We start from the raw sequence: 3,674 nt of genomic DNA on the forward strand, positions 1-3,674 counted from the left end.
GGCCCGCGCTGGCCGAGGTGGTCAACCGCGAGGGCGTCGACGCCGTGGTGTACGACGAGGAATTCACCCCGACGGTGGACCGCGCACTGGCCGACAGGCCGGACGCCGCCCGCATCGTGGCCTGGACGGACGGGCAACACCATCTCACCGTCGAGAAGCTGATCGCCGCACATGCCGGGCAACGGCCCCAGCGCTCCGGCCGCAAGGGCCGGATGATCCTGCTCACCTCGGGCACCACCGGAACGCCCAAGGGCGCCAACCAAACCGGCGGCAACGCCGGAATCGGCACACTCAAGGCGATTCTGGACCGCACGCCGTGGCGGGCCGAGGAGAACATCGTGATCGTGGCGCCGATGTTCCACGCCTGGGGCTTCTCCCAGTTGATCTTCGCCGCGTCCATGGCCTGCACGGTGATCACCCGGCGCAAGTTCGACCCCGAGGCCACGCTGGATCTCATCGACCGCCATAAGGCCACCGGGCTAGCCGTGGTGCCGGTGATGTTCGACCGCATCATGGAGCTGCCCGCCGAGGTGCGGCGCCGCTACAGCGGCCGGTCCCTGAGATTCGCCGCGGCCTCGGGATCGCGGATGCGACCCGACGTGGTCATCGCGTTCATGGACGCGTTCGGCGACGTGATCTACAACAACTACAACGCCACCGAGGCCGGCATGATCGCGACGGCCACCCCGCAGGACCTGCGCGCGGCACCCGACACCGCGGGCCGGCCCGCCGGGGGAACCGAAATCCGAATCCTGGACCCGGAATTCAACGAACTGCCCACCGGCGAGGTCGGCGGCATCTACGTACGCAACAACACTCAGTTCGAGGGCTATACCTCGGGCAGCACCAAGGACTTCCACGCCGGCTTCATGTCGTCGGGCGACCTGGGCTATCTCGACGACGCGGGGCGACTGTTCGTCGTCGGCCGCGACGACGAGATGATCGTCTCCGGTGGAGAGAACGTGTACCCGATCGAGGTGGAGAAGATTCTGGCGGCACATCCCGACGTGGCGGAGGCATCGGTGATCGGCGTGGACGACGAACAATACGGCCAGCGGCTGGCGGCCTTCGTGGTGCTCGAGCCGGGCGCCGCGCTCGAAGCGGGCGCCGCACCCGAGGCGCTCAAGCAGCACGTGCGGGAGAACCTGGCCAACTACAAGATCCCCCGCGAGATCACCGTGCTGGACGAGCTTCCCCGCAGCAGCACCGGCAAGATCCTGCGCGCCGAGCTGCAAGCGCGGGTGACCGGCTGATGCGGGTGGCCCGGACCATCAGAAAACCCCGGCCGCTCGCCCGTGCCGCGCTCGAATTGATCAACGCCGCCAACGGTTTACGACCGCTCGCGCGCAAGGGCTACACCACCGTGCTGGTCTTCTGGTTCGGCTGGCCGGCCTCCGAGGTGCCCGGCGTCTACTTCTCCGCCTCGCTGCTCGACGCGTTGCGGCGTGGCCGCCGCGGCGACTTCGCGGGCCGGCGCGGCAAGGCCGCCCTGGCCCTGACGGCGGCGTCCTGGGCCATCCTGGGCGTGATCAAGTATCGCGGCGTCACGACTCCCGGCCCGGTGCTGGAGGCGGGGCTGCGCGATCAACTGGGCGACGACTACGAAGAGGCGCTGAGCAAGCTGCCCCAGAGCACACCGACGCGCAGCGGGCGGCGCACGCTGCCGCTGGGCAACACCGTGGCGCGCCGCCGCTACGTCGAGAAGACCAATGTGGTGTCCTACGGTCCGCACGGCCGCGCCAACCTCGCCGACATCTGGCGCCGCCACGATCTGCCCCGAGACGGCAAGGCGCCCGTCCTGCTGCAGGTACCGGGCGGCGCGTGGGTGATCGGAATGCGCCGCCCCCAGGCCTATCCGCTGATGAGCCACCTGGCCGCGCGCGGCTGGGTGTGCGTGTCGATCGGCTACCGGGTGTCGCCGCGGCACACCTGGCCCGACCACATCGTCGACGTCAAACGCGCGCTGGCCTGGGTCAAGGAGAACATCTCCCGCTATGGCGGCGATCCGAACTTCGTGGCCATCACCGGCGGATCCGCCGGCGGCCACCTATGTTCGCTGGCGGCGCTGACGCCCAACGACCCGAAGTTCCAGCCCGGGTTCGAGGATGCCGACACCTCGGTGGTCGCTGCGGTGCCGGTGTATGGACGCTACGACTGGTTCTCCACCGAGGGTGAGGGCCGGCGCGAATTCGTGGACCTGCTCCAAAAGTTCGTCGTCAAAAAGAAATTCGCCACCCACCGCGACATCTACGTCGATGCGTCGCCGATCCGGCGGCTGCGCGCCGACGCACCGCCGTTCTTCGTCCTGCACGGCCACGACGATTCGCTGATCCCGGTCGGCGAGGCCGAAGAGTTCGTCGAGGAACTGCGCGCGGTGTCCAAGAACCCGGTCGCCTACGCCGAATTACCGCACGCCCAACACGCTTTCGACATCTTCAGTTCCCCGCGGGCGCATCGCTCCGCGGAGGCCGTGGCGCGATTCCTGTCGTGGGTGTACGCCTCCACTAGTTTCTGAATCCGCCCGAGCGCGACTAGTCGTCGCCCCGATCCAACCCAGCCTGTAATCCCTTGTGCCACTTTGGCTTCAGTGGTCACAGGGCGGCTATTTTTGTCGGTGGGTCGGGCTAGTTTGATGGTGTGAGTCCATGTAGCGCCGAGGATGTCGACGCGGTGTTCGACGCGCTCGATGCCGCCTGGGATCGAGCCTGCGCGCTGAACTTCGACGCGCTCAACCCCCAGCAACAGCTGGCGGTGCTGCAGCGCTGCGAAAAGCAGCGCCGGCGCATCCCGGCCCTGGAGCATCCGCTGATCAATTCCCTTGCCCGCCAAGCCCCTTCGCTGGAACTCGGCGGCACAGTGTCCCACGCGATCTCCGAGGCAACGCTGATCAGCCGCGCGGAGGCATCCCGACGCATCAAGGCGGCGCGCGACCTGGGCCCACGGCATGGGCTGACCGGCGAACCCCTACCGCCGGTGCTGGCGGTCACCGCCGCCGCCCAACGCGACGGCACGCTGGGCACCGAACAGGTCTCGGTGATCCGCAAGTTTCATCGTCGGCTGCCCGGCTGGGTCGACGTAGCAACGCGCGACCAGGCCGAGGCCCGGTTGGCCAAGGAGGGCACCCGGTTTCGCCCCGAGCAACTGGCCAAGCTGGCCAGTACGCTCGCCGACTGCCTCAACCCCGATGGCACCTTCACCGACGAGGACCGCGCCCGCCGCCGCGGCCTGACGCTCGGCAACCAGCACGCCGACGGCATGTCGGCGCTGCGCGGCTGGCTGACGCCCGAAGCACGCGCCACCCTCGAAGCCGTCTTGGCCAAACTCGCCGCCCCGGGCATGTGCAACCCCCTCGACGACACCCCCTGCGTGGGTGGCGCACCCACCCAAGAGGCGATCGAGCGCGACCCGCGATCGGCGGCCCAGCGCAACCACGACGGGCTGCTGGCCGCCCTGCGCGCCGTGTTGGCCTCCGGAGACCTGGGTCAGCACAACGGCTTACCGGCCTCCATCGTCGTCACCACCACGCTGCAGGACCTTGAAACCGCGGCCGGTCGGGGACTGACCGGTGGGGGCACCATCTTGCCGATGAGCGACGTGATCCGCCTGGCCCGCCACGCCCACCACTATTTGGCGATCTTCGACAAGGGCAAGGCGCTGGCGCTCTATCACACCAA

3 protein-coding genes are annotated in these 3,674 nt (G+C 68.8%); all 3 read left to right on the top strand.

Going from position 1 to position 3,674, the window contains the following annotated elements; all coding sequences use genetic code 11:
- Positions 1 to 1,253, top strand: a 1,253-nt coding sequence (locus A5708_RS02540; protein WP_065027117.1) for an AMP-binding protein, incomplete at its 5' end; no start/stop codon positions are given.
- Positions 1,253 to 2,515 carry an alpha/beta hydrolase gene (locus A5708_RS02545; RefSeq protein ID WP_065027118.1) on the top strand — a complete coding sequence of 421 codons (1,263 nt, stop codon included), beginning with the start codon at positions 1,253 to 1,255 and terminating at the stop codon, positions 2,513 to 2,515. The genes A5708_RS02540 and A5708_RS02545, both read left to right, overlap by 1 nt.
- A gap of 122 nt (positions 2,516 to 2,637) precedes the next feature.
- Positions 2,638 to 3,674 (top strand): 13E12 repeat family protein (locus A5708_RS02550; protein WP_065027119.1); only part of this gene is annotated, 1,037 nt, incomplete at its 3' end.

Origin of the sequence: Mycobacterium colombiense (assembly GCF_001672755.1) — a bacterium.
Taxonomy (GTDB): domain Bacteria; phylum Actinomycetota; class Actinomycetes; order Mycobacteriales; family Mycobacteriaceae; genus Mycobacterium; species Mycobacterium colombiense_C.

Excerpts from the sequence above, each read along its gene's own strand:
- A5708_RS02545 (WP_065027118.1), top strand. The coding sequence starts at position 1,253 with ATGCGGGTGGCCCGGACCATCAGAAAACCCCGGCCGCTCGCCCGTGCC.